Origin of the sequence: Ahniella affigens, assembly GCF_003015185.1 — a bacterium.
GTDB classification, from domain to species: domain Bacteria; phylum Pseudomonadota; class Gammaproteobacteria; order Xanthomonadales; family Ahniellaceae; genus Ahniella; species Ahniella affigens.
On sequence record NZ_CP027860.1, the window covers coordinates 1,089,689 to 1,111,233 of the forward strand.

At 59.9% G+C, this 21,545-nt stretch carries 10 protein-coding genes; 5 read left to right on the forward strand and 5 right to left on the reverse strand.

The features are described 5' to 3' along the window. The first annotated feature begins 310 nt into the window (after positions 1-310). Entirely contained in the window at positions 311-1,351 is a 1,041-nt protein-coding gene (rlmM, locus tag C7S18_RS04085; RefSeq protein WP_106890350.1) for a 23S rRNA (cytidine(2498)-2'-O)-methyltransferase RlmM, read from the forward strand. Positions 1,352-1,438: 87 nt separating this feature from the next. On the opposite strand, the gene C7S18_RS04090 is transcribed toward rlmM, so the two are convergent. Further along, positions 1,439-1,813, reverse strand: coding sequence for a DUF4870 domain-containing protein (locus tag C7S18_RS04090; protein ID WP_106890351.1), 375 nt, complete (start codon positions 1,811-1,813; stop codon positions 1,439-1,441). A gap of 265 nt (positions 1,814-2,078) precedes the next feature. Between C7S18_RS04090 and C7S18_RS04095 the strand changes: the two genes are divergently transcribed. From C7S18_RS04095 to C7S18_RS04110, 4 genes are all read left to right on the forward strand, one after another. Further along, the gene (locus C7S18_RS04095) at positions 2,079-4,313 is read left to right on the forward strand and encodes a DUF5916 domain-containing protein (RefSeq protein WP_106890352.1); all 2,235 of its coding nucleotides are present in this window, start codon (positions 2,079-2,081) and stop codon (positions 4,311-4,313) included. A gap of 22 nt (positions 4,314-4,335) precedes the next feature. Beyond that, positions 4,336-7,572 carry a S41 family peptidase gene (locus C7S18_RS04100; protein ID WP_170113099.1) on the forward strand — a complete coding sequence of 1,079 codons (3,237 nt, stop codon included), beginning with the start codon at positions 4,336-4,338 and terminating at the stop codon, positions 7,570-7,572. A 922-nt stretch (positions 7,573-8,494) separates the two neighbouring features. Beyond that, entirely contained in the window at positions 8,495-11,173 is a 2,679-nt protein-coding gene (gene acnA / locus C7S18_RS04105; RefSeq protein WP_106890354.1) for an aconitate hydratase AcnA, read from the forward strand. Positions 11,174-11,721: 548 nt separating this feature from the next. Beyond that, a complete protein-coding gene (locus C7S18_RS04110; protein WP_146151744.1) occupies positions 11,722-14,328 on the forward strand; it encodes an Ig-like domain-containing protein in 2,607 nt (868 codons plus the stop codon). Positions 14,329-14,605: 277 nt separating this feature from the next. Here the strand turns inward: C7S18_RS04110 and C7S18_RS04115 are convergent, their stop codons facing one another. From C7S18_RS04115 to clpB, 4 genes are all read right to left on the reverse strand, one after another. Then, on the reverse strand, positions 14,606-15,670 hold the full coding sequence (locus C7S18_RS04115; protein ID WP_146151745.1) for a choice-of-anchor Q domain-containing protein: 1,065 nt from the start codon (positions 15,668-15,670) through the stop codon (positions 14,606-14,608). 1,106 nt (positions 15,671-16,776) lie between these two features. Continuing rightward, complete coding sequence (locus tag C7S18_RS04125) at positions 16,777-17,874, reverse strand: hypothetical protein (RefSeq protein ID WP_146151746.1); 1,098 nt, start codon at positions 17,872-17,874, stop codon at positions 16,777-16,779. Positions 17,875-17,982: 108 nt separating this feature from the next. Next, entirely contained in the window at positions 17,983-18,936 is a 954-nt protein-coding gene (locus tag C7S18_RS04130; protein WP_146151747.1) for an SGNH/GDSL hydrolase family protein, read from the reverse strand. Positions 18,937-18,962: 26 nt separating this feature from the next. Next, a complete protein-coding gene (gene clpB, locus C7S18_RS04135) occupies positions 18,963-21,539 on the reverse strand; it encodes an ATP-dependent chaperone ClpB (RefSeq protein ID WP_106890360.1) in 2,577 nt (858 codons plus the stop codon). Positions 21,540-21,545 lie beyond the last annotated feature (6 nt).

The following is a 21,545-nucleotide window of genomic DNA, read 5'->3' on the forward strand; positions in this document are numbered from 1 at the left end:
CTGTCTCGTGTCAAGTTCCGAAAATAGCTTGAATCGATTTCAAGCCTTGCGCGCCAATTCTGCGTCGCTCGTCGTTGCCGTAGCAAACACTACGTCTCCTCCTCGCGCCTTGCCTTGGCTCGAAACGCTTCCAAATTGAGTTCAAACTATTTTTGGAACATGACGCTAAAAATCTGGTCGGCCGAGCCAACCTTGCCATCGCGCCCGCCACCGGGCAGGAGGTCAAGGCATCGGGCGATTGTGGTGGACCTTCGGTGCCGAGGCAATGGCGGCGCTATGATTCGAGGTCACCGATTAGGATGAGTCTCCCATGACAGAAATACTGGCACTGTGCCGGGCAGGTTTTGAGCCGGAATGCGTGCAGGAGCTGGAGCAAGTCATGGCCGAGGCCGAATGTGCCGGCTACGGCAAGACTGAGCGCGATAGTGGGATGGTGCGGTTCATGTTGCAGGGCGACTTGCCAGGCAACTTGCCGGGCGCTGAGTCGCTGATCTTCGCCCGCAGTCTCTGGCCGATCACGCTCAATTTGGAGCATTTGGACGCCAAGGATCGGGCACGGCCCATGCTCGACTGGTGCGAGCGCGAGCAGCTTCAGTTTGCCGACGTCCGGGTGGAATGCGCCGATAGTCCAGCGGGCGAGGCCTTACGCGCGTTGTGCCGGGGCTTTGAGTCGGCCTTGCTCGGCTTGCTGAAGAAGGCCGGACGCATCAATCGCCGCGAGCGCCAGGCACTGCTCGTGTGTCTGCTTAGTGGGCAGCATGCGTTGCTTGGCAAGGTCTCTGCGGCACAATTGGCGGCTGCCCCGCGCGGCGGCATTGTGCGGCTCCGGTTTCCGGGCGAGGCGCCGAGCCGATCGACATTGAAGCTTGAAGAGGCGTTCATGGTGTTGCTTAGTGAGACTGAGCGCGAGCGCTGGCTCAAACCGGGCATGACCGCGGTGGATCTGGGTGCTTGTCCGGGGGGCTGGACCTACCAGTTCGTTCGCCGCTCAATCCGTGTTCAGGCGATTGACAATGGGCCGATGGCGGAATCGTTGATGGCGACTGGCCTCGTCGAGCACATCCGCGCCGATGGCTTTCAGTTTCGGCCCAAAAAGGCCGTGGACTGGCTGGTGTGCGACATGGTCGAGCAGCCGATCCGGGTGGCCAGCCTGATGGCGGCCTGGTTGCGCGATGGGCATTGCCAACGTGCGATCTTCAACCTGAAACTGCCGATGAAAAAGCGGTATCTGGAGGTGCAGCGTTGCTTGCAGGCATTGCAGGACGAGGCGGGTGGCAAGTTGCTGATTCGGGCGAAGCAGCTGTATCACGACCGGGAAGAGATCACGGTTTTAGCCGCACGGACCAGTTGACGGACGCCATTCGAGGCACATTGCCTGGTCCGGAAATACATCGGGCACCCGCAGGTGCCCGATGGAGAACAACAGTTGTCGCGCTGATTACTTGATCAGGCGAATCGCGAACGGATAGCGATAGGTTTCGCCGCCGTTGGCCTTGATGCCAGCCATGATGGTCAATACGAGGGCGCCGAGGCCGACGATTGGCATCAGGAACAGGCCGATGATGACGATGCTGAGCACGCCGCAGGCGAGCATGGCGATAAACACCGTGATCTGGAAGTTGAGTGCTTCTTTGCCCTGATCGTCAACGAACGCACTTTCATTCTTCTTGACCAGCCAGACCACCAGCGGGCCGAGGAAGCCAAACAACAGCGCGCTCAGATGCGCGAGCATCCCCCAGAGCTTGTCGTCATTCGAGACACTGCCAAGAGCCGGAGCCGGCGGTGGGGCAATAGGGCTGTTCGGATCAGTCATGATTCACCTCGTCGTTGGTTTGGGTTTGTTTCAGGGATAGGCCGGAAGGCATGGTCCCGGTCGCGTCGAGCATAGCGGCAAGTGTTACGTCTTGCATCCCGCCAGCGGAGCATGACCGATGGCGCTCCTGAATCCTGCCGCTTTGCAGCACACTTTGCCCTTGGTGGCCGTCTGCTTCCGGGATCCCGGCTGGCGCCTCTTGGCGTCTTGAGCGGGGAGATCGCACCGGACAGCAGAACAGAGAATGCAAGGAGCAACAATGCAAATGTGGACGCGCGTAGCCATGATGGCAACGCTTGGCTTGGTGGCGCCGATGGCGAACGCAGCTATTCGGGTGGACGGCCAGATGGATGAGCCGGAGTGGCAGCAAGCCCGGCGGTTTGGCGATTTTGTTTCGACTACGCCCTTTGACCTGAGCCCGGTCCCGGCCGAGGCTGGCATCGAGGCATTTCTGCTCAGCACGCCCGAAGGGCTGGCGGTGGCGCTCCGCGCCAAGCATCCAGCGGATGTGCAGCGGATCACGTCCCGCGTGCAGCGCGATTTTAACGAACAGATCGACCGTTCGAACTTCATGATCGACTTCGACGCCGACGGCAAAAGCGCCTACGACTTTACGGTATCGGCCGGCAACGACATCTCGGACGAGGTCATCTCCCGGGAGAATCAGTTCAGCAAGGACTGGGACGCCGATTGGCAGCATGCGGTGGTTAACTCGGAGGAGGGCTATACCTGGGAATGGCTGATTCCCTGGTCGATTACCTCCATGAAACCCCCAGTCAACGGGAAACGCACGATTGCCGTGTACTTTGATCGCGTAGTGGCTGCAACCGGCCGCCGCTATGCGTATCCCGCAGCGACGTACACGCGCCCGCGATTCGTGTCCGAGTTCGCCAAGATCGAGATTGATGCCTACGAGAGCAGTCTACTGGCGATCACGCCCTATGGCGTGGCGCTGGCGGACCTGAAACGCAGTGACCAGGAGTTCAAGGCAGGTGCCGACCTGTTCTGGAAGCCAAACAGCAACCATCAGTTTGCGCTAACGCTGAATCCGGACTTCGGGCAGGTGGAGAGCGATGACTTGGTGGTCAACTTCGATGCCATCGAAACGTTTTTTACCGACAAACGACCGTTTTTCACTGACAATCAGACCGCTTTCGACAGTGGGTATCCGGGCGGGAACTTGTTCTACACCCGCCGCGTCGGCGGACCGGCCGACGATGGTTCGGGGGCGGCCGATATCAATGCGGCGATCAAGGCCAATGGCAACATCGGCGGCCTTGGTTATGCGTTTTTCGGCGCCACGGAAGACGGCACTGCCGGTCGCGATTTTCTGTTCGGGCGAGTTTCTGGTCGGACCGAGCAGGTCGAGTGGGACGTGACCCAGATCGCGGTCGATCGGCCGTTCTTGGATCGGCAAGCGGATGTGACCGCCGTCCATGGCCGATTCCGGCCAAGCGAGACGTGGACGCTGGATACGGCGATCCATCATTCCGATATCGACGAGGGGGGTGTGGTAACCAGTGGCACCGGCGGCGGCATCATCGCCGATTGGGACATGCCTGGGCCGTTTCGGCAGCAGTACTTTTTCATTCGTACCGATGGCGATGTGGATTTGAACGACCTGGGCTACCAGGACCGCAACAACAACCGCTATCTGGAGTGGGAGACCGGCTATCGGCAGGATCAGCTGCCGGCAGACTCCCTATTTGCAAGCCATGCCTGGGAACTCGAATTGGTCGACAACCGCAATCTTGACGGCGAGCAGGTTTGGGGCACGGCCACGCTGCAGCGCTACTCCGAAATGCGCGACGGGGGCAACATGTTCTTCTTCGTTCGCTATCGCGATGAGATCTACGATGACCTGAGCTCGCGCGGCAATGGCTCGTTCATCGTGCAGTCTGGCATGCATCTCTTCGCCGAGGCCAATCTGGCCCGTCGCGACGGCGGCAAATTGAGTTGGTATTTCAACACCGAGTTGATCGGCAGCCGGATCGGCAATGGTTATGATCGACTGTTCGGTATCGAGCCGCGGATTCACTTTTCCGATCAGCTCGACTGGTCGATCGGCACGTATTGGTTTGCCCAGAGCGCGTGGCTGATCTGGCAAGGTGACGCCAACTTCGGTCAATTCGACAGTGAACGCGTCGATCTGGTGTCTAACTTGAATTGGTTCATTGATGATCGCCAGGAACTCCGGGTCAAGCTGCAGGCGATCGGGATCGACGCCGAGGCCGATCAGGCCTGGACCATCGGCAACGGTGGTCACCTCGTTCCCGCTACATTGGCAGTCGAGGACTTTCGCCTCCAGAACTTGGGCTTTCAGATCCGGTACCGCTACAAGCTTGGCAACCTGAGTGACATCTTTGCGGTCTACAGCCGGGGTGGCGCCGCGCTTGATGAACGCCCCACTGACGACGTTTTTGACACACTCGGTTCGGCTTTTGACCTACGCGACGATGACCAGTTTCTGGTCAAATTCGCGTATCGATTTGAACTCTGACACTCCTATCACGGCGATTCTCATGATCCGACGCTCCGCCCTTTGGTTTTCCTGTCTGACTATTCTGTCCGGCCAAACGCTGGCCGAAGACGCGATCCTGCGCTTCCCGGACGTGTCCGCGGAGCGCATCGCCTTCGTGCACGCAGGCGATCTGTATGTGGTCCCCAAGGCGGGTGGGGCGGCGGAGCGACTGACGGCACATGCCGGCCAGGAGCTTTATCCGAAGTTCTCGCCCGATGGACAGTGGCTCGCGTTCAGTGCCGAGTACTCGGGTACCCGCCAGGTGTATGTGATCTCGGTCCATGGCGGCATCCCAAAGCAACTCACGTGGTACAGCGATGTCGGCGCCATGCCGATGCGCGGTGGCACCGACTATCGCGTGCTCGACTGGAGCCCCGACGGCAAGAACGTGGTCGTTCGCATGAACCGGCTGCCGTTTGATGAGCGCGCTGGCAGGCCCTATCTGGTCCCGGTGGACGGTGGACTGGAGCAGCCGATGGAGATCCCCGAAACCGGCGGCGGCATGCTGTCGCCGGACGGGCAGTCAATGGTCTACACGCCGATCGATCGCGACTTCCGGTCGTGGAAGCGCTATCGCGGCGGTCGCGCCCAGGACATCTGGGTCTATCATTTCAATACGCATGACGCGCAGCGCATCACCAATTTTGCGGGTAGCGATCATCAACCCATGTGGCTTGGCGATCAGATCGTGTTTGCGTCCGACCGCGATGGCACGCTGAATCTGTACACCTTGCCAGCGGGGGGCGCCGAGCCTCAAGAATCACCCAAGCAGCTGACGCACTTCAAGGACTTTGACGTACTCTGGCCCAGCGCCAATGCCGACACGATTGTCTTCGAGAACGGTGGCGCGCTTTACCGCATGGACAGCGTGACGGCGCAGCCGGTCAAAGTGCCAGTGACCTTGCAGTCCGACTTCGCCGAAAGCCTGCCAAGCATCAAATCGGTGGCTGGGTTCATCGAGAGTTTTGATATTTCGCCGAACGCCGCTCGCGTCGTGTTTGCGGCGCGCGGCGAACTGCTGACGGTACCGGCGAAGGACGGCACTTTCCGGAATCTTTCGCAGTCGCCGACGGCCCGTGAACGCTCGGTGGCGTGGTCACCAGACGGTAAACAGCTCGCCTACCTGAGCGATGCGAGCGGCGAATACGAGATCTACGTCCGCAATGCCGATGGCAGTGGTCAGCCCAAGCAGCTGACCCGTGGCAGCGATGCCTGGATCAACCGCCTCAGCTATTCGCCGGACGGCCGATTCCTGGCGTTCAATGACGAAAAGAAGCGGCTACGTCTCCTCGAAGTGGGTACGGGCAAGATCGCCGACGTCGATCACAGCCGGGTGGATGGGTTCGATTCCATGACCTTCTCGCCGGATTCGCGGTATTTGGCATACACCAAAGTGAGTGCCAACAACCTGCCGGCGATCTGGTTGTATGACCTCAACGACGGCAAGACCAACTTGTTGCTCGCTGATACGCGGCCCAACTTTTCGCCGAGCTTCGACCCGAAGGGCCAGTATCTCTATTTCCTGTCGAATCGCGACTACCAGCTGACGAACAGTGTTTATGAGACCAACTATCTCTATACGCAGGCGACGCGCATCTATGCGCTACCGCTGAATCACAACGTTCCAGCGCTGTTTGGTTACCAGAGCGACGAGGCACTGCCGAGCGCCAAAGCCGCAGCGTCCGACAAGGCGCAGGTGCAGATCGAACTGGCGGGCGCCGATCAGCGCGTCGAAGTGCTTAAGGTCCCGAATGGCAACTACCTTGGCCTGACGGCGATCGACGATGGCGTGGTGTTTCTGGCGCTCGCCAATGACCCGGCGGCCGGCGCGCCGGTGTTGAAGCGCTATTCGGTGGACAGCCATGAAACGGAAGATTTGATTCAAGGCGTTGGTCGATTTGCACTGAATAGCTCAGGCAAGAAGATGCTGGTCAACAAGGGCGACACATGGGCGATTGTCGAGCCCAGCGCTGGTCAGGATCTGAGCAAGAACGCGCTGAATCTCGATCAGTTGGTGCTCCGCATCGACCCCAAAGTGGAATGGCAGCAGATGTTTGTGGACGCCTGGCGCATTCTGCGCGACTGGTTCTACGATCCCGGCATGCATGGTGGCATCGAACGCTGGAATGCGGTGCGAGCACGCTATGAACCCTTGGCCGCCAAGCTCCATAGTCGTCGCGATCTCGACTATTTGCTGCACGAGATTGCCGGTGAGGCCAATTCCGGACACGTCTATGTTGAAGGCGGCGACCTGCCGAGCGTCAAGCGCGTGCCGGGTGGCTTTCTGGGCGCCGAGTTCGAAACTGATCCGAGTGGTTTCTTCAAGATCAGCAAAATTTTCCCAGGCGAAAACTGGGCCGATGAGTTCCGCTCGCCGCTGGCAACGGCTGGTATTGAGGCCGCCGAAGGCGACTACTTGATCAGCGTCGATGGCGTGCTTGCCAATACAGTCAAGAATCCGTTTCAACTGTTCGAAGGCAAGGCCGACCAAGTCGTCGAGGTCCGCCTCAGCAAGACAGCTGATGCCAGCTCGGGCAAAGTGCAGCGCGTCAAATTGCAGAATAGCGAAATTGGATTGCGCTATTTGGACTGGGTGCAATCACGGCGTGCCTTGGTCGACCGGTTGAGCAACGGCCGGATTGGCTACATTCATCTGCCGAATACAGCGGTCGAAGGCAATCGCGAACTGTTCAAGGGCATGCTGGCGTACTCGAACAAAGACGCACTGATCATCGATGATCGCTACAACGGCGGTGGGTTCATTCCGGATCGCATGATTGAACTGTTGGCCCGTCAGCCGCTGAGTTACTGGAAGCGGCGCGAACTCGATCCGCAAGCCACGCCGCTGCTCCACCACAACGGACCGAAGGCGATGCTGATCAACGGCTTGTCGAGTTCGGGTGGCGACGCGCTGCCGTTCTTCTTCAAGAAGCTCAAACTTGGGCCGGTGATTGGTACGCGTACTTGGGGTGGCCTGATCGGTATCAGTGGCAACCCCGCGCTCGTTGATGGCGGCATGATTCTGGCGGCGACGTTCCGCTTCATGGACACCGATGGATCGTGGGCGGTGGAAAATGAAGGCGTGGCGCCCGACATCGAAGTGATCGATCGCCCGGATGCGCTGGCTGCAGGCCGCGATCCGTCGGTTGAAAAAGCCGTGGAAGTGCTGCTCAAGGAACTCGAAGCGAACCCGCCGAAGCCAGTGGTGGCGCCGGCCGCGCCGACTGAGTTTCGCTGATTGCCGCGCTGATTGAGCATTGGTTTGGCCCCGCAAGCCCGGAGTGATCCGGGCTTGTTTGTGCATTCGAGTGCTGGCGCCACGATTGTCGTCATCCTGGAAGCCGCGCAGCGGATTCCGGGATCCAGGGCGATCTTGCGGCGTGTTCGCAACGATGGCGCACCGCGCGCGGGATCAATAGTTTGACGCAAGATTGTGCCCTGGACGCCGGCCTGCCAGATTGTGTGAAAACGGTTGGAGTTTGCGGCGCTACCCCAACTCGTCATCCCGACGAACGTCGGGGCCCAGTGCAATCTGGCCACGGTGCCGCAAGTATTCTGGGTCCCGACTTTCGTCGGGATGACGACAACAGAGTAAGCGCCCTTGCGATGGCGTCAGGCGGCATGTATGCAGCCGCCAGAGCCGATTTCACACAGCCTACTGCGCCGGAGTGACGGCAATAGGTGGGGCAACATGCTCGTCATCCCGACTCTCGTCGGGATGACGCCAACATAGTAAGCGCCCTTGCGATGGCATCAGGCGGCATGAATGCAGCCGCCAAAGCCGTTTTCACACAGCCTGCTGCGCCGGCGTGACGACAATTGTGATTGCTTGCTGCGGGCAACCAGCACCTTTTGTCGTCAGCCCGGACTCGATCCGGAGTGAGTTTGCCGTGTTCCCGATCAGGCAAATGCCTTACTGAAACGGCGACGACGGCGCAGCGGCTGCCTGCCGGTCAGACCAAAGGCGATTTGTCCGCTGCGAATCCGACTCAACCGAATCAAATACTTGCGTGTCTTGACCAGCCGAATTCCCGAATTCGCCCTGAATCAGCGCGGGAATAATTTGGCCTCAAACAAGCGTTTGCGTCATAATTCCGGGGTTTCGTGACCGCTTAAGTGGTCCGAACCGTCTCTCTTTCGCACAGCCAAGGAATTCAGCCATGCGCGATACGTTCTCCGTCCTCGACACCCTCTCGGTCGGTGGCCAGTCTTTGCAGTATTACTCGTTGGCCAAGTTCGGCCAGAAATTCGACATCAAGCGCCTGCCGTTCTCGCTGAAGATCGTGCTGGAGAACCTGCTGCGCTTTGAGGACGGTCTCAATGTGACCGCCAAGGAAGTCGAGGCCGTTGCCAAATGGGACGCCAAGGCCGAGCCGGACACCGAAATCAGCTTCATGCCGGCGCGCGTCGTGCTGCAGGACTTCACGGGCGTGCCGTGCGTCGTCGATCTGGCGGCGATGCGCGATGCCGTTGTCAAACTCGGTGGCAAGGCCGAGCAGATCAACCCGCTGATTCCGTCTGAGCTGGTCATCGACCACTCCGTGCAGGTCGACAAGTTTGGTACGGCGACGGCGGTCGACGAAAACGTCGATATCGAATTCGGCCGCAACGGCGAGCGCTATTCCTTCCTGCGTTGGGGCCAGAAAGCGTTCCGCAACTTCAAAGTCGTGCCGCCGCGCACTGGCATCGTGCATCAGGTCAACCTGGAGCACTTGGCCCGCGTCGTGATGACGGGCGAGAAGGACGGCGTGCAGATCGCGTTCCCGGATACCGTGTACGGCACCGATTCGCACACGACCATGATCAACGGCATCGGCGTGCTCGGTTGGGGCGTGGGTGGTATCGAAGCCGAAGCTGCGATGCTCGGTCAGCCATCCTCCATGCTGATCCCGCAAGTCGTCGGCTTCAAGCTCACCGGCAAGTTGCCGGAAGGCGCCACCGCGACTGACCTCGTGCTGACCGTCACGCAGATGCTCCGCAAGCTCGGTGTGGTCGGCAAGTTCGTTGAGTTCTTTGGCTCGGGCCTCGACAATCTGGCGCTGGCTGATCGCGCGACGATCGCCAACATGGCGCCGGAATATGGCGCCACCTGCGGCATCTTCCCGATCGACAACGAAGCGCTGGCTTATCTGCGCCTGTCGAGCCGCTCGGAAGATCAGATCGCGCTGGTCGAAGCGTATGCCAAGGCCCAGGGCCTGTGGCGTGATCCAAGCGCGCCGGAAGCCGAGTACAGCGCCGTGCTCGAACTCGACATGGCGACCGTCAAGCCCTCGCTCGCTGGTCCAAAGCGTCCGCAGGACCGCGTGCTGCTCGAAGCGGTGCAAGGCAATTATCGCGACAACCTGAAGCCGATGGCCGACGCGCGCGCTGGCAAGACCAAGGCCGCGACGCCGGGCTCAGCGAATGTTGATGGCCGGTACGATCTGAAGGACGGCGCGGTGGTGATTGCGGCGATCACGTCGTGCACGAACACGTCGAATCCTGCCGTCATGCTTGGCGCTGGTCTGCTCGCGAAGAAGGCCGTGGCGAAGGGGCTGACCGTCAAGCCATGGGTCAAGCCGTCGCTCGGCCCGGGCTCGCTGGTCGTAACGGATTATCTGAAGAAGGCTGGCGTAATTGAGTCGCTCGAAGCGCTGAAGTTCAACGTGGTGGGCTACGGTTGCACGACGTGCATCGGCAATTCTGGCCCGCTGCCTCCGGAAGTCAGCAAAGGCATTGCTGACGGTGATCTGGTGGTCGCGTCGGTGCTTTCGGGCAACCGTAACTTCGAAGGTCGCGTGCATGCCGAAGTGAAGATGAACTACTTGGCCTCGCCGCCGTTGGTCGTCGCCTACGCAATCGCCGGCACGGTCGATATCGATCTGAGCAAGGACCCGCTGGGCACCGGCTCTGACGGTCAGCCGGTGTATCTGCGCGACATCTGGCCGAGCAACAAGGAAATTTCCGACACGGTCCTTGCCACGATCGGTCCGGAAATGTTCTCGAAGAATTACGCCGACGTCTTCAAGGGCGACAGCCGCTGGAATCAGGTGCAAAGCCCGGAAGGCGATCGCTATCTGTGGGACGACGCGTCAACCTACATCAAGCATCCGCCTTACTTCGAAGGCATGAGCATGAATGTGGGCGCGATCAACGACATTCACGGCGCCAAGGTGCTCGGTGTGTTCGGCGACTCGATCACGACCGACCACATCTCGCCAGCGGGCGACATCAAAGCAACGAGCCCCGCAGGTACGTTCCTGCAAGGCCGCGGCGTAACCAAGGTCGATTTCAACTCCTACGGCGCGCGTCGCGGTAACGATGACGTGATGGTGCGCGGCACGTTTGCGAACATCCGCATCAAGAACTTGATGCTCGGTGGCGAGGAAGGTGGCAACACGATCCACGTCCCGACTGGCGACAAGCTGTCGATCTACGACGCCGCCTTGCGCTACAAGCAGGAAGGTACGCCACTCGTCGTGCTCGCCGGCAAGGAATACGGCACGGGTTCGTCGCGTGACTGGGCGGCCAAGGGCACGATGCTGCTGGGCGTCAAGGCCGTGATTGCCGAAAGCTTTGAGCGCATCCACCGCTCGAACCTAGTGGGCATGGGCGTGCTGCCGCTGCAGTTCATGGACGGCGAGAACGCACAGACGCTGGGCCTGTCCGGCAAGGAAACCTTCGAGTTGGCCGGTCTGAATGACGGCGCCGCAAAGGAAATCGAGGTGGTTGCCAAGGGCGATGCCGGCGAAAAGCGCTTCAAGGTCAAGGTGCTGTTGTTGACGCCGAAGGAAGTGGAGTTCTACCGCCACGGCGGCCTGCTGCACTACGTGCTGCGGCAGTTGGCCAAGGCGGCTTAACCCGCTTTCGGACATCCCGAGACTGAACGAGGCCACCGTGAGGTGGCCTCGTCGTTTCTGAAGCCGCCCTTCACAGTGTTGGCGTGAACGGCCGCTTGCAACGTCGGCACGCCGCGCCGGATTCTGGGCGGGCCAGTCACGTCCCGCATGGCCAATGAACGCGTTCAGGGGCTCCCAGCGCCGATATGGGATGCCCGCAGGCGGGTTTTCTGTTGCAGTGCACATGCACCAAACGGCCATTCGCGCTAGAGTGTCCGGCTGTATCGTCTAACCGGGTGCGCTGGCCAATTGGTGGCTGCGATCTGGCTGGGCGACGAACGAGACGTCACTGCATTGACGCATCCGGCTGCAACAATGGGCCGAATTGCCTGCGGTGCCATCACCCGATGAGCCCCTATGGTCGTGGATCCGTCATGACGGACTCGACTGCAAAAGAGGGCAAGGTTCGCTGAAGGGTTGCAACACCAGCATTGATCGCGACCCAAACCAATCCATCGCGCAGCCATCGCTGGTCAGAGGCTCGCGCACGAGTGTTCGAGAGGTAGTGAGTGAGCAAGCAAGGGATGTGGAGCAAATGGCTGGCGGCTGCGGCCCTGGTTGGCACGGGCGCCGTTGCGCAGGCGCAGGTGATCATCAGTGGCGGCACCGTCAACGAGAATTTCGATGTCATGGCGGGGGCGCAAGGTACGACGGCATCCACCGTGCCGCCGGGTTGGGCATTCTTCGAGTCCGGGTCGGGCGCCAACGGCACCTATTTGATTGACGACGGCACGTCGAACTCGGGCAATACGATGAGCTACGGCACCGCCGCAGCGGCGGACCGGGCCTTCGGCATGCTGGCCTCGAACAGCGTGCAGTCGCGTTTCGGCGCGACGTTGCAGAACAACACGGGCAGTGCGCTGACGCAGTTGCAGGTGCAGCTCGCCGTAGAACAGTGGCGCCTCGGCGACCTTAACGGCGCCGATACGTACGAGTTTCAGTACTGCACATCGACTTGCGCGTTGTCGGACGCGAATCCGTCGGCGAACTGGATCGACTTCAATGCGCTCGATCTCGTGTCGCCGGTTACTGCCGGCACGGCATCGTCGATTCTGGACGGCAATCTGCCGGCGAATCGCAGCGCGCTGAACGCCACGATCACGGGCCTCAATGTCGCCAATGGCGCAACTTTCATGGTTCGCTGGTTGGACAGCAACAGCGCGGGCGTTGACGATGCGCTCGCAATCGATGATCTGAGCTTTGGTACCGGCGTCGATGTCGCACCGACCCTCACGTCCAGCAATCCAGCGGATCTCGCCACGGGCGTCGCGTTCAATGCCAACATTGTGCTGACGTTCTCCGAGAGCGTCACGGTGCCCGTAACCAACAGCCAATGGTTTTCGCTGACGTGTACGCCAAGTGCCACCGACTACACCGCAGCCACGGTCGTCACCGGTTCCGGCACGAATACGATCACACTTAATCCTGCCACGGACTTTGCCGAGCTTGAGTCTTGCACCCTGAACATCACGGGCGCCCAGGTCACTGATATCGACGGCGCGCCGAACACGCTGCAGTCTGATCCGCGCGTGGGTTTCACCATTGCCGAGGACGTGGCGCCCGAGGTCACCGCGATCAATCCGCCGTTCGGCAGCAACCCAACGACGGCAGTCGACGCGAATATCGACCTGACTTTCAGTGAAGCGGTGACCACAACCGGTTCGTGGTTCACGATTGTCTGCCCAACTTCAGGCACGCGCGATATCAACAATAGCGTCGTCACTGGAACCGGCACGAGCCGTACGATCAACCCGAACGTCAATTTCGCCAATGACGAAATCTGCGCGGTCACGTTGCTCGCTAATCTGGTCGAAGACATCGATGGCATTGCCGACAAACTCGGCGATGGCGTCAACTACGAATCGCAGTTCCGCACCGTGCTGGATGTTGCGCCGACCGTGGTGTCGACGAATCCCGCCAATAGCGCGACAAACGTCGGGACGGCCACCAACATCGTCGTGACATTCAGCGAAGCGGTGACGGCCGGCACGAACGCATTCACGTTGAGTTGTGGGGCCGGCAGTCTGCCGTTCGCGCTCACCAACACGGGCCAGACCGCTTACACGCTGAATCCAAACGCCGACCTGCCGGCGGCGACGACCTGCAATGTCACCGTGGTGGCCGCAAATGTGCTGGACCTCGATGGCACGCCGACGCCGATGGGCAGCAACTTCCTGTTCAGCTTTACAACCGGCCAGTCGACGAGCAATTACTACGCGTCGGTCGATGCCTCCAGCTGTTCGTCGCTGCGCACAACGTTGCACGCATTGATCGATGACCACACCGTGTATCCCTACACCGGTGCGCCGACCGATGTCTGGGTCATGCTGGAAGCGGGCGATCAAGATCCGGCCAATCCAAACAACGTGCTCGACATCTACTTCAACAAGAGTTTTGTCAAAGTCACCGATCGCGACAACGGCACCAACGTGCCGCAAGGTACGCGCTACAACCGCGAGCACACATGGCCGCAGTCTTACGGCTTCTCGGCGACCAATGGCGACCTCGGATTCCCGAATGCGCCGCGTTCGGATGCGCATCATCTGTTCGCGTCAGAAAAGGACTGGAATGCGGATCGCGGCAATAAGCCGTTTGCCAATTGTCCGCCGCCCGGCTGCGCGTCGCGGCATACGCTGACGCACCCGATCACGGGCGGCGCAGGTTCTGATGCAGCGTGCAATTACGCCTCGGGCAACTGCAATTGGGTTCAGAGTCCGGATGGCAACACTGGCAGCTTTGAAGTCTGGGGTCGCTACAAGGGTGATATCGCCCGCGGTTTGATGTACATGGACGTGCGCTACGAAGGCGGCACCGCTGGCCCAAGCAGCAATACGCCAGGCCAAGCAGAGCCAGACCTGATTCTGACCGATGACCGCAATCAGATCGTGATCACGAGTGGCGCGACCGCCTATATGGGCTTGAAGACGGTACTGCGCGGCTGGCATGACGTGGATCCGGTGGACGCTGCCGAAGTGCTGCGCAACGATGTGGTGCAGAGCTTCCAGAACAACCGCAATCCGTTTGTCGATCATCCGGAATGGGCGTGTCTGTTCGACACGCCGTGTTCCTGTGGTACGGCGCTGCCGGATGCGGTATTCAGCAACAGCTTCGAATGATTGGTTTCAGTGATCTGAATCAATCCGGCTTCAGCTGACGTGGGTCGTCAAAAGGGCGTGCTTCATTGCACGCCCTTTTGCGTTTGGCGAATGCGTCGATCCGAGCGGATCAAGATTGATCGACTCAATGCACGGTCTACGGCCGACTGGGACGACACGAGCCATTGTTACGCTGCTATCATGCCCCAGCGGCACGGCTGCGAGGTCGAAATGGTCATCTCTGGGGTAGCACCAGGGCCAGATATCAGGCACTACCACCTCGCCCGATGGCCGCAACTTACTCAAACCCACTTGCGAACATCGAATCAAACTCCACGGCACCGCGATCAATCTTGACGCCCTGAACCCTTGGCAGGCCGCGCGCATCGATGGCGCCCGCGCCGCCCGGTACAAAAGTGGAGCCAGAATCACGAAGCTGCGAACCGCCAGCTGGCACAGCCCAACCCGATGCGTTGTAGCTAAGCAACGGGTCACCGGTTGTCGTGCCACCCACATTGGCAGGCGTCCCGCGCAGGACGCCAATATGATTGTTGGCGAGGATGCCCACGCCGGAGGCGAGGCTCAGATCGACGCTGTTTGCGGACGTGTTGCCATAGAGGACATTGTTGTAGAGATCGATGGTCCCAGAGCCGAACGCGCTGACCCCTCCGACGGGTCCAGCTGACGTCGCCACGCTGTCGGTGTTAGTGGCTACAGTCGAATTGACAAAGCGGATGTTGCTCGTACCGCCCGCAGCCAGAATCACGCTAGCACCGCTATACGACCGGTTGTGGTCCACTTGCATGTTTCGGACTTGCAGAGAACCGCTATTGCTGCCCAGGCGGACGATGCCAGATGAATTGCCATCGCTGCCGCTATTTCGTACTCGGATACGGTCAAGTGTGATGGCAGGTCCATTGGTGCTCTCGGTCGACACGCGAAGGCCACTGAAGTCGAATGAGATGTTGGTGTACCCGCGGACGATGTCAAAGCCTGAGAGGTCGATGACGGCGAACGATACGGAATTGAGCTGCACATCAAGCGCTGGCCCGCTGAGTTCGGCGTCGAGAATAGTCGGCACTTGCAGATTCTGGATGGTGCAAGCTGCGTTCCAGCCGCCGCTCAGCACAAGGTCGTTGTCACCTTCGCTCGCGCCTTCGATGTAGACCCAGCGCGTAAAGCCATCTGCAATGCCGGTTCGTGTCTTGACGCCACTGGTAACGCGAATTTCATCGTTGGCATTGTTACTGTCCGCGGTGTTCAACGCCGACGCCAATTGATCCCCGGTGGCGGCGCAGAACGATGCAGCCTGAGCTGCAGCGAACCATGCACTCGCGGCCAATGTGAGGAGCGAGCGAGTCATCAAGCGAGCAGTGCGGTGCGAAGCCATGGCGGATTACCTCGGAGTGGTGTCTGCTCCTAGATACGGAGCAGACAGGCCGAACCCGCCAGTGCCGATTCGAAATGGTTGGAGAACACCAAATCAAATTCCAGTGCGCCGCGATCGTTCTTGATTCCCTGGGTGCGGTCGCGGCCCTTGATGTCAGATTGCCTGCGCCACCCGGTACAAACGATGAGCCACTGGTGCGCCGCGGCGAGTTCGGCGGATACCCGTCCTGATTGCATACGACCAATGGGGCGACACTCGTGCGGGCAAGATTGCTGACAGGCTGACCACTGAGGATGTCGATGTGATGGTTGGACAGCACACCGACCCCGTCCTGGATGCTCAAGTCGACACTGCGCACCGAAAGTATTGTCGTACAGCAAGTTGTTGTAACAGTGGATGGTGCCGCTGCCAAATGCACTCGCACCGCCGACCGGGCTCGTCGAACCTGTAACACTGTCGGTATTGTTGATGACCGAGTGGTTGGCGATATTGATCCAGCCGTTGCCAATGAAGGCCACTAAGAGGCCGGCCGCGGTGTAACGGTTTCGCGAACATGGTCGAAATCACTGGAGAGCCGTTTACCCGCACGTGCGTTGATCTCCTGCGGCAACCTGTTCGGCGCAATGCACTTCGTCTATCGCGCTCTAGGGACCTCTAAGGAGGGTCTGAATAAGTCCATCCTGGACTTTCAGACCCGCACTGAGTCCGGCACATGTCCGGACTCAGTGCTCCAGAATCAACCACTTGCGTGTTAGATTCTGGGCGGGCCATCCATGGCCAGTATTTGCTGGTCTGAAAAAGTCCTTCCTGGACTTTCAGACCCGCACTGAGTCCGGCACATGTCCGGACTCAGTGCTCCAGAATCAAGCACTTGCGTGCTTGATTCTGGGCGGGCCATCCATGGCCAGTATTTGCTGGTCTGAAGAAGTCCATCCTGGACTTTCAGACCCGCACTGAGTCCGGCACATGTCCGGACTCAGTGCTCCAGAATCAACCACTTGCGTGTTTGATTCTGGGCGGGCCATCCATGGCCAGCATCGCCTCTGAACTTGTTCAGAGGCTCCCTAAAGTGCCAAGCCTCACTCGAACCCGCTCGCAAACATTGATTCAAACTCAATGGCGCCGCGATCAATTTTTGCGCCCTGAATGCGCTGCTGCCCACGGATGTCTTCGCTGCCCGCGCCGCCAGGCACAAACGTGGAACCAGAATCACGCAGTAGCGAATCGGCGGCGAGCATGGGATACCAACTGTTGTTGAAGGTGATCTTCGGATCGCCACTGGTGCGCCCGCTGTTCGCATCGGGGGTACCACTCAGAATGCCGATGTGGTTGTTTGACAGAAGACCGACGCCGTTCTCGATGGACAGATCGACACTGCGCACCGAGGTGTTGTCGTAAAGCAGGTTGTTGTAGAGGGTCAGGGTGCCACTGCCGAACGCACTGACGCCGCCCACAGGGCCGGCCGAAGTTGGCACACTGTCGGTGTTGTCGATGACGCTGTTGTTGACGAAGTTGATCTGGCCATTCCCGGTGGTCGACAGCACCACCGCGGCGGCACTGTAGCTGCGGTTTTGGCTGACCTGGCTGTTCCGGAAAGTCAAACCGCCGGTGCGCAGCTCCAATGCCACGATCGCGGTATTGTCGCCATCACTGCCGCTATTGCGAACGCGTACGCGGTCAATCACGATCAGCGGGCTGTTGATGCCCGTGCTCTGCAAGCGAAAGCCACTGAACGCGAACGAGTCAGCCGTGTAGCCACGCAGAATGTCGAATCCCGACACTTGCACGCTCGCTTGTGAGTTCGTGCCTAGCCGAATATCCAAAGCCGGACCGCCAAGTTGGGCATCCAGAAAGGTCGGGGGTGATGGAAACCGCAAAGTGCAGCTGCTATCCCAACCACCCGTCAGGATGAGCGCCTTGGTTACGTCTGTGCCGGCTTCGACATACGACCAGCGCGTCAGGCCATCGCTTAGCGACGAGCGGGTCTTGGTGCCGATACTGACGCGGATTTCGTCATCCGCACCATTGCTGTCGGCGGTGGCGAGTGCAGATGCCAATTGGTCGCCGGTCGTCGCGCAAAACAAGGCAGCGTGGCTGGAAGTCGATAAGACTGATCCGGCTGCGATCAGGCCAGCAAATGTCAATGTGCGTGCGGTGGTGCAGGGTCGGGCAAACATGGCAGGTTCCTTGGGAAGCGGGCTTGCCATGGAAAACGAGAACCTGCCGGAAACCGGACATTGCTGGATACCGCCGTCGGCGATGACGTTTGTAGGGGGCGCTTGATCTCAGTGACTGCCCAGTCTGCCGACCCATTTGACACGCCACACTGGGTCTCGACCAACACACTCAAGCTGATTCCCGCAATGGGCTGCAATCGCTGCAGCAGTCTCGGCATTGCATTGGGCCAGCGTACGCAGCCGTTCGGGCGCATAGACCCACTGATCAATCGGCGTCAGCGGTAGGGCGTTCGTCGTATGGTAGGGAACTGTCGCGCGCGGCGAGCGCTTCAAGTCGAACCCATGCGCCGAGACCTGCACGGGCGTTTGGACGGTTGGCGGAAGGGACATCGCATCGAGCAGCTTCATCGCCATCATGGCCGTCAGGTCCGGTCCCGGGTGGCCGCCATCCGGCGCAAGCCAACGATAATCAGGAAAGCTGCTGCGACATAGCGGGAAACTCGCCAGGCTGACGCGCGCAGCGCCGATCGTCTGTGCGAGGCTTTGTTCGTTCCGCGCGAGCGCCACGGCGCTCTCCGCATCCATCGAATAGGTGCCGAGAATCAGCACGTGTGTACCAGCTTGTTGGGCGGCTTCGGCGAGCTGTTGATGCGCTTTCAGACTCTCGGAGCACTGAAAATCCAGTTGCTTCTGTTGCGGCCCGCAAAGCCAGCCGGAGCCAAAATCCTGAAGCACCAGCCAGTCGAAGTGTTGCTGCCGCAGCGTTTCCGCCACGACACCAGCGGCTGCGTGCTGCGTGATCCGGTGACCCGGACCGGCCAGCATTGTGACTCTAAATGTCGGCCCGCCCGCGGCCTTGGCGAATGCCTCCAAGTGTGCGGGCAGGTTATTGAAGTACACGATGCTATTGCCGGCGAGCAGGACCTCGATCGGCTCTGCGGCTATTGTGGGGACGGCGACTTGGGCCACTTGTGCGGACGCATGGTTGACTGCGATGCCAGTGACGAGGCCCAGCGACACGATCAGGTTGCGGCAAGCGCGCCAGATCGTTCTGGCGCGCATTTGCTGCGTGCTATCTGTCGTCGTGCTCACTGTTTGCGGAACTGCATCTGGCCATTGAACACATCCACGATGATCGTGTCCTGCGCGCTGTACTCACCAGCGAGAATCCGGCTCGCCAGTGGATTTTCCAACTGCGTCTGGATGGCACGCTTCAGCGGGCGGGCGCCATAGACCGGATCAAAGCCGACGTTGCCCAGCAAATCCAGTGCTGAATCGCTGATCGAGATCTTGATCTGCCGGTCCGCAAGTCGTTTGGCAAGATGCTGGGTCTGGATACGCGCGATGTTGCGGATGTGTTCGCGACCGAGCGGATGAAACACGACCAGTTCATCCAGGCGATTGATGAACTCCGGACGAAAGTGCGATTGCACCACTTCCATCACCGCCGTGCGCATGCCCTGGTAGTCGTTGCGCGCCGCGTACTCTTGGATCATTTGCGAGCCAAGGTTCGATGTCATCACCACGACCGTATTGCGGAAGTCGACGGTGCGGCCCTGGCCATCGGTCAGGCGGCCGTCATCGAGCACCTGAAGTAGGACATTGAACACATCCGGATGCGCCTTCTCGACTTCATCGAGCAGAATCACGCTGTACGGACGTCGGCGCACCGCCTCGGTCAGGTACCCACCTTCGTCATAGCCCACATAGCCTGGAGGCGCGCCGATCAGGCGGCTGACCGAGTGCTTCTCCATGAACTCGCTCATGTCGATTCGCACCATCGCATCGGTCGAATCGAACATGAAGTCCGCGAGTGCTTTGCAGAGTTCAGTCTTGCCAACGCCGGTTGGGCCGAGGAACAGGAACGAGCCGTTCGGACGATTTGGATCCGACAAGCCCGCGCGCGAGCGGCGGATCGCATCGGCCACGGCGCGCACGGCCTCGTCCTGACCGACGACGCGCTTGTGCAACTCGTCTTCCATGCGGAGCAGCTTGTCGCGCTCGCCTTCGAGCATCTTGCTGACCGGAATGCCCGTCCAACGCGACACGACTTCAGCGATCTCGTCCGCGGTGACCTTCTGCTGCAACAGCTTGAAGCCCTGCGTCTCGGTCGCATGCGCGGCTTCGAGTTGCTTCTCCAATTGCGGCAGACGGCCGTACTGGATTTCGCTGAGCTTTGCGAAATCCTGATTGCGGAGCGCATGATCCATTTCGGTTTTGGCCCGCTCGATCTCTTCCTTGATCTTCGTCGTGCCTTGCACGGCGGCCTTCTCGGACTTCCAGATTTCCTCCAGATCCGAGAACTCACGTTCCAGTTTGCTGATGTCTGTTTCGAGATCGGCAAGACGCTGCTTCGATTCGTTGTCTTTTTCCTTCTTCAAGGCTTCGCGCTGAATTTTGAGTTGAATCAGACGCCGCTCCAGACGATCAAGCTCTTCCGGCTTCGAGTCGATTTCCATGCGAATGCGCGAGGCCGCCTCGTCCATCAAGTCGATGGCTTTGTCGGGCAGTTGGCGATCGGCGATATAGCGATTCGACAAAGTCGCTGCTGCGACGATGGCCGGGTCGGTGATCTCGACGCCGTGATGCACTGCGTAGCGTTCTTTCAAGCCACGCAGAATCGCAATCGTGTCCTCCACGCTCGGTTCGCCGACAAACACTTTCTGGAAGCGGCGTTCGAGCGCGGCATCCTTCTCGATGTACTTGCGGTATTCATCGAGCGTGGTGGCGCCAACGCAATGCAATTCACCGCGTGCAAGCGCGGGCTTCAACATGTTGCCCGCGTCCATCGCACCCTCAGCCTTGCCCGCACCGACCATCGTGTGCAGTTCGTCGATGAACAGCACGACACGGCCTTCCTGCTTGGCGAGGTCGTTGAGCACGGCCTTGAGCCGCTCTTCGAACTCACCTCGATATTTTGCTCCGGCGATCAGTGCGCCCATATCCAGGGAGAGCAGGCGCTTATCCCGCAAACCTTCAGGCACTTCGCCCTTGATGATGCGTTGGGCTAGGCCTTCGACGATTGCTGTCTTGCCGACGCCGGGTTCGCCGATCAGTACCGGATTGTTCTTGGTGCGCCGCTGCAGCACTTGCACGACTCGGCGGATTTCTTCGTCGCGACCAATCACCGGATCGAGCTTGCCTTGCTCCGCGCGCTCGGTGTAGTCGATGGTGTATTTGGACAGGGCCTGGCGATGCTCCTCCGCGCTTTGGTCCTGCACGCTCTGGCCGCCACGCACTTCGTCAATGGCCTCCGACAATGCCTCCGGCTTGACGCCATGCTTTCTGAGCAAGTCGCCGAGTTCGTGGCGATCTTGAACCAGCGCCAGAAGAAACAGCTCGCTCGCAATGAATTGATCATTGCGTTGTTGTGCGAGTTTGTCAGTGATGTTGAGCAGCCGATTCAGGTCGTTCGAGACATTGAGATTGCCTTCCTGGCCCTTGATCTTGGGCAAGGCATCCAGCATCTGCCCCAGTTTGGCGCGGACACCGGGTACATTGACCGACAGTTTAGTCAGCAACGGGCGGATGCTGCCGCCCTGCTGCTCAATCAAAGTGGTCAGAAGGTGCAGTGGTTCCAGCATGTTGTGGTCGCGGCCAACGGCCAACGATTGCGCCTCCTGCAACGCCTGCTGGAAGTGCGAGGTCAGTTTGTCCATACGCATTGGGGT